The sequence below is a fragment of the Pseudoalteromonas sp. Isolate6 genome, from assembly GCF_022398435.1.
Lineage (GTDB): Bacteria > Pseudomonadota > Gammaproteobacteria > Enterobacterales > Alteromonadaceae > Pseudoalteromonas > Pseudoalteromonas galatheae.
Map to the genome: position 1 here is coordinate 1 of NZ_JAKEVK010000228.1, position 6,977 is coordinate 6,977.

At 43.1% G+C, this 6,977-nt stretch carries 5 protein-coding genes and 1 pseudogene; 1 reads left to right on the forward strand and 5 read right to left on the reverse strand.

Annotation, left to right across the window (positions count from 1 at the left end):
• Positions 1–205 precede the first annotated feature (205 nt).
• Positions 206–398: pseudogene (locus L1D50_RS23595) on the forward strand (phage integrase N-terminal SAM-like domain-containing protein); the annotation flags it as partial.
• A 144-nt stretch (positions 399–542) separates the two neighbouring features.
• Here the strand turns inward: L1D50_RS23595 and L1D50_RS20095 are convergent.
• The 5 genes from L1D50_RS20095 to L1D50_RS20115 all read right to left on the reverse strand — a co-directional run bounded on the left by L1D50_RS20095 (position 543) and on the right by L1D50_RS20115 (position 6,898).
• Positions 543–800: a hypothetical protein gene (locus L1D50_RS20095; RefSeq protein ID WP_017217477.1), complete on the reverse strand. Its 258-nt coding sequence runs from the start codon at positions 798–800 to the stop codon at positions 543–545.
• Positions 781–1,725 (reverse strand): ornithine cyclodeaminase family protein, encoded by a 945-nt coding sequence (locus tag L1D50_RS20100; protein WP_239966676.1) that lies wholly within the window; start codon positions 1,723–1,725, stop codon positions 781–783. The genes L1D50_RS20095 and L1D50_RS20100 overlap by 20 nt, the downstream gene beginning before the upstream one ends.
• 9 nt (positions 1,726–1,734) lie before the next feature.
• Positions 1,735–2,823 carry a Xaa-Pro peptidase family protein gene (locus L1D50_RS20105; protein WP_239966677.1) on the reverse strand — a complete coding sequence of 363 codons (1,089 nt, stop codon included), beginning with the start codon at positions 2,821–2,823 and terminating at the stop codon, positions 1,735–1,737.
• A complete protein-coding gene (locus tag L1D50_RS20110; protein ID WP_239966678.1) occupies positions 2,820–3,818 on the reverse strand; it encodes a proline racemase family protein in 999 nt (332 codons plus the stop codon). Before L1D50_RS20110 ends, L1D50_RS20105 begins: the two co-directional genes overlap by 4 nt.
• Before the next feature lie 95 nt (positions 3,819–3,913).
• Positions 3,914–6,898, reverse strand: a complete 2,985-nt coding sequence (locus L1D50_RS20115; protein WP_239966679.1) for a TonB-dependent receptor — start codon at positions 6,896–6,898, stop codon at positions 3,914–3,916.
• Positions 6,899–6,977 lie beyond the last annotated feature (79 nt).

A 6,977-nucleotide genomic window follows, 5' to 3' on the forward strand; every position in this document is an offset into this window, starting at 1 on the left:
CTAAATATACCATCTGGAAAAATGCGCATGCGCGTTTCCCAAACCTATTATCTCAAATCRMARATAAATAACCTWTTGATAAACAAWAACATTTTTAATYTATTCATSCGTAAACGCGCAAAAATTTTTTCATTATTTYCCTTGATATCCGAGAATTCCAAATAATACTGTATACATACACAGCAACATAAGATAAGGAGTTATCATGAGTCTAAAAAGCCCATTTCTGAAAGGTCTTCAGGAGGAAATGCGTATCCGTGGTTACAGCATTAGAACAGAAAAAAACCTACCTATATTGGATTAAGGCATTCATTAACTTTCACCACAAGCGTCACCCTGAAACAATGGGAACGGAAGAGGTTACACAATTTTTAACCTTCCTTGCCAACCAACGAAATTGGACAGAAACATGTTAGTACCGCAGTCCGCACCTGACCAATAGCTGAAATGTCAGAATTCATAGCGCTCTATATTTGCACTCTATCAGGTCAAAAATTAGCGCTTATTCACTTAATTGTGTTCACTTAATTGAATAAGTCACTTTACTCACTTGGATGATAATGGCGAATACCATTGTCATCCACCATGACGTAACAGCTATCGTGGTTTTGAAACGCTTTGTAAAACACCTCATCATATAGCAGCTTTTCACTTTTCGTTTCGCCACCAACTCCTTGATAACTGACCAACATGTGACATTCGTGACAAATAAGCGGATTCACCAAGCGCTTATCAGCAGCTTTGACTACTGCGGTTACTTCATACACTTTACCGTGCTCTTTATTTTTGAACCAAGTCATACACTAATTTCGCTCCAATTAAATCACTTAATGCCGTTCCTACAGACTTAAACAAAGTAATTTCATTCTCGTTACTTCGACCTAGGTTATTTTTAGTCATTTCGCTAAGCTCTGCAACCACCTTATCGGGGCTAAATTTACCTTCACTGATCGGTAACAACAATTCGCCCGCCTCGTTCAATACATTGGCGCGACTATCTACAAAAACGCGACTCTTAGTTACCGTTGTGGTATCAATTTCTCGACAATCTTTATGATGATTGCCAATGCAATCTATATGCGTACCATCGCTCAACCATTCTCCGTTGAACAAAGGCGTATGACTGCCTGTTGCACAGCTGATCACATCTGCTGAAGCAATAACAGACGCGGTTGCCTCCTGATACAATGAAAATTCCATTCCCGGATGCTGCGAGGACAATAGATCCAGCAACAAACGTCCTTTTTCAGAGTTGCGTGCAATTATTGAAATTTTACTATAATTTCTAACACTTAAATGCGCATTAATCATGTAACTAGCTAAATTGCCTGAACCGAAGAAAACCAAATGTTTGGCATGTGTAGGTGCTAAATACTCCGCGGCTAATGCTGACACAGCAGAGGTTCTCCACAACGTTACTTCGGTGCCGTCCACAAGCGCGAGCGGCTCGCCGAACTGTCTGGAAAACAGCATGATTTTCGAGTAAAGGGAGGCTTTATCGTGCTGGTTGTTATCTGGGAAATAGGTAAAGGCCTTCACGCCAATCACATCTGCATTCCAAGCAGGTAAAACAGCAAAAGCGTCATGATTGCAATGACTGTTATCTAGCTCAAAAACTTGCCGTGTTGGTGTACCTGCTGGTTGCGCAAAACCCTGTTTAAGCGCCTGAATTAAGCTTGGGTAGTTGAGGCTATCCGCAACCTCTTGGCGAGTAATAATTTGCATCATCATTCCTTAGTTTGTTAGCTGAAATACTTGTGGCGCGTGGGTTAAGCATTCAAAACCATTTTCAGTCACCAATACATCTTCTTCCAAGCGCACACCACCATAATTTGGAATGTAAATACCCGGCTCTATGGTAATGATATTGCCAGCTTCTAACTGGTGATCGACCCCAGGTTTAATAAACGGCTGCTCGTGTAAAAATAACCCCACACCGTGACCAAGTCCCTCACCTGCGTATTGTGAAAAGTCACTATGACTCAACACATCGTGTGATGCGTTATTTAAATCTATGCAGTTAACGCCCGCTTTTATTAGCGCCAACGCAGCTCGCTGCGCATGTTGAACCGTGTCATAAATGGATTGTTGTTGCTTCGTCGGCTCCCCCAACACGTAACTTCGCGTCATATCAGAGCGATAGCCGCTTATCACCGCACCAAAGTCGATAAGTACCAAGTCCCCTTGGTTGAGCTTTGTCTGTCCTGGGTTTCCGTGCGGTAAGGAAGAACGTGCACCAAATAATAGGATTGTGTCAAAAGAGAGTCCTTCGGAGCCTAGCTTTTGCATCTGATACTCAAGCTCAATTGCCGCTTCTCGCTCAGTGATCCCTACCTTTAACAAAGGTAGTGTATGGGCAAGCGCCGAGTCAGCTATCTCGGCGGCGCGTTTAATACAGTTAATTTCATAACCATCTTTAACTTGTCTTAGTGATTCCACCCACAGCGGCGCGGCAACAAGCGTGGTATTTTTTGCACTGATATTTAATGAGACATAATCTGCGTGACTAATTTGATGCGCTTCAAATGCAAGCTGTCGCGGTCCATCCAATAATCTAAAAATACAATCAGGTAACGTTTCTTTGTCACGATTTCTTAAAATAACTTCGACTCCCACCGCTTCATTGCTAGCACGCTCAAAGTAACGATAATCGGTAATGAGTCTGTGTTGCCCATTTGAAGACATCAACAATGTTGCAGCATGGCCGGTAAAGCCAGTTAAATATACAATATTCTCGTAGCCATAAATAATGATAGCGTCACTTTGGTGTTGTTGTAATTTATTGACTAAGCGTTGCTGTCTGGCTGCGTAATCTACATTCATCGTAGTAAAAATCCTCTTACTAATGGATCGTGGTCGTCTAAAATAAATTGGTGTCGGCCTGTAATATAGGCCGTGCCCGAAACTATTGGGATTAACGATTTACTGTCATCAGTAAGTTGATAACAAACATCTAAGCCCAGGCCTAATATACCTTCAATAAAGATACGTTGATTTGCAGAGAGCTCATCTCTGGCGGCAAGAATTGCAGCTCTACCACTAACTCCTGTCCCTGTTGGACTGCGATCTAATTCGCCATCGGCAAAAATGCACACATGCTTACTGTGGGCAGAGTCTGATTTTTGAGAATTGGAATAAAAAATCACACCATATAAAAACGCAAGGCGCGCATCGTCATGCACTAAGCTAATCTGTGTTGCAATTTCTTGTTTAAGCGTTAAACCTAACTGCTGAATGTAAGCTGCATTTTCTGACGTAAGAGCTAAATCGATTGTATCAGCGTCAATATAGGCATAAAACGCACCACCAAATGCGATATCCACTGAGATTAAACCAAATTCAGATGTCTTGACCTGTTTATCAAGCGTCACCACCTCTGCTGGTACATTGGCAAATTCAGCTTGGCCGTCTCTTAGCCATGCAGTAATTAGCCCTGCTGGCGCATCTATCAACAACTGCTTTTTTACAGGATTGTGCTGTAAAAATAGTGTGGTTAAAGCAATAATCGCATGACCACACATTGTTGAGTACCCTTCATTATGAAGAAATAACACGCCAAAATCGCTTTCTGGTAACTGCTTTTCAACAATAAGCGCACCATACATATCAGCATGACCCCTAGGCTCATACATCAGCGCGGTGCGATAGTGATCAAGATTTTCTACGCAGTATTGCCGTTTATCTAAAATAGTGTTGCCTTGAGGTTCAGGGAATCCATCGACAATCACCCGCAACGGTTCGCCGGCGGTATGCATATCAACCGTCTCTATTACTTTCGCGTGGCTCAGTATCTGTTCAAAATCTATTGTTAACGTCATCATACTCTCCGTGACATGAAATAAGCCAAACGTTTTGTTTGGCTTAAACCAAGAGTTAGGTACATGACACCTATCCTTGGCTCTCTCCAGGGAAATTAAAACGTAAACCTTGCAACCAACGACGCGTAACGTTCAGTTTGTCGTAACGTCGTGATGCCGTAGTCAGGGTTAACGATTAAACCATTTTCACCGTCTAAAGAACGTTGTTCATTGATCCCAAGCGCTTTATCACTGTTTAGTAGGTTATAAACAGTTCCTTTAAGCAATAGGTCATGCCCCATAATATCTGTAGAATAACTGAGCGATAGGTCTACCGTGGTTGCCCAAGGCAGATTATCAATGCTACCGCGAGGAGCTGGATTGCCGTTTTCGTCATAATGTGAAACATGACCGTAATCTTTACTTACGCACGCGTCCCAAGGGCTTCCTGCGGCACAGCTATCTACACCGACTGGGTGCTTAGAAAAATAGTTAGTCGGGCGGCCTGATGACGTTCTTGCAACCAGCCCCAGAGTTAGCTCATTTGTGATATCGTAAGAGCCTGATACTTTTATTGAATGGCGATGGTCGTTAGGCAAATTACCATAGCCGTGATCCATCAGATCCGCGTAATCATAAGAAGTTGTCCAACCAGGATCAGCCTGATCGTTGTCGGTTTTCACTAAACCTTCTGTATTACCATAGCTGTGTGACCAAGTATAAGAAGAATTAATCCGAAACTTATCAGTAATATTTCCCTCTAAGGTAAATTCAAGTGCCAGATATTTACGTACAGCTTGTTGCAGGGCAAGCTCTTCTGCACTAAGTGTCACTTCATCGACTTGGCCATCGCCATCGAAGTCATAACTCATGGTGATCGCTTCACCAGGGTTATTCAGCACATAGTAAGACCCTTGACCGACATTGTCTTGGATACCGAGTTCGGCCAATTTCTTCGCAAGTACGGGGCCAACATCCGTATCTTCAACACTACGTCCAAGATCTCGATAAATAGCTCTAACCCCAAATGCCATATCGTCAAAAATGGTGGTCTGGTACCCTAAGGTCAGTTCGTCAGAATACATCGGCTTAAGTGTTGAAGAAGCAATCAAGCCAGGCTCTGTAATTCCGCGTTGACGCCAGCGTCTATCTCGAAGCATCTCCCCTCGACTTGGCGAGCCATCATTTAATAAAATGGGATAGCCATCACTGTCTACTTGATCTAGATCGAAATACTCAAACCACTCTACTGAAGCCGAACCTTGAGTGATATTCATGTTGGCAGACACAGGTTGAAAGTATCGCCCGTAAGTGAAGAAAACTTTGGATTCACCATCACCATTTAAGTCGTAAATAGCCTGAAACCTTGGCGCGAGTTGGTTATCCATATCAACAAATGCTCTGCCATCAGTGACGGTATTTTCAAACTGGCTATAACGCAGTCCCAGGTTTAACACGAGTTGGTCGGTGACTTGCCAAGAATCATTGACGTAGAAAGCAAGCGAGTTAACCTCAGAGTCAACCGTCCTAGTCCTCACTCGGCGTTCAATATAATCCTGACCTAGCGCAGCACCAGAAATGCTCCCTTCACCAGCGGTTTTGATTGTCCACCAGCCTTCTGCGTCTCCAAGGCCATTTTGACCTTCAAAGTGATCTACCGTAACTTTAGTGTAATCAACACCAAACAAAATGGAGTGATAGTCTAGATCGATATTGAAATCTACTCTCGCTTGGTCACGAACAAACTCTTGCTCAGAAATACTGCTAGCTGTGTGGCTCGATAATGTGACAAAACTTTCCCTTTCATCCCAAACACCTGGCACAGTTGAAGCAACGATGTTTTCTACATTTTCAGTGACTCGACCAACCACAGCCGATACCGAGAAAAAGTCTGAAAAGTAACCGCTGTAATTGATACTGTAAACTTTGCCGCCATCTTCACCGGGAGCAGCTACACCTTGTTTATCACCAATCGTATCGCTTTCCCAATCATAAGCATAGGTCTGCCTCGTCCATTCTCTTTTGTTATTCATGGCTGAAAATCCGATTGAGTGGTCTTCGTTGATGAACCAATCAAGTTTTGCAAACCAACGGTCTTCATCTCGGCTTCTGTCATTGAAGGTCGTTTGCCCAGCCCAGCGATTAACCTCCCGTCGAGGCGCATATAGACCATAATAAAACAAACTGTCCTCAATGATTGCACCACTCGCCCAGACTTGTAATTCTCTAAAGGAGTCGTAATCTTGCTCTGTATTTAAGTTAATTGTCCCGTTATCCAAATAATTAGAATCATGATAACTATGACTAGAAGAAGGGTCTATCCTCACCTCCGCCCCTAAGTTAAATTCATTATCACCAGATTTAGAAATTGCGTTAACAATACCGCCAAGCGCGCCACCAAATTCAGGGCTAATTCCCCCCGTTTTGATTTGAGTTTGTGAAATGGCTTCCCAAGGCAAGCGAATTGAGCCTAAACCAGTTTGGATACTCGTGACATTTAAGCCATTAAAGTAATAACCATTTTCTGCTGACGAAGATCCACCAAAACTTGATGCCCCCTTAAATGAATCTCCACCAGGTTCAGCGGTGCCTGGTGCGAGTAACGCAATACTTTCAAAGCCAGTGTTGACCGGCATGACTTTGAGCTCTGCGTCTGTAAAGGTTACGCCAGCCGTTGACGAGGCCATATCAACACGTCGGATAGCCGTACCTGTTACCGCTATCCGCTCTATATCCTGCCCTTGTTGTAATAGTTGAGCGTCTAAGATCAGCGCCTGTCCAATATTAAGCTCAACGTCCTCTTCAATAACGGTTTCAAATCCTGCTTTATTAATTGACACGCTGTAACGACCAACAGGCAGATTACGTAAAATGTATTCGCCCTTGCCATTAGTTTGCACAGCAAACTTCAGCCCCTTAGTTTTGTGTGTAAAGGTCAATTGAGCCTGCGATAACTCAATACCTTGACCATTGACGATGCTCCCTTTCACAGTGCTATTGCCATCTGCTGCAAATGCTGTAGCAGTCCCCAACGCTAAAGCAAGTGCTGATGCTGTGAGTGATTTACACAGTGTTTGCGCTGTTTTTTTGTTATTACGCATATTGTTGTCCTTTTGTTCCCATTGATTTGAGTGGTTTTTTGGTAACGAACAAACAATACACAATAGATATATTGTATAC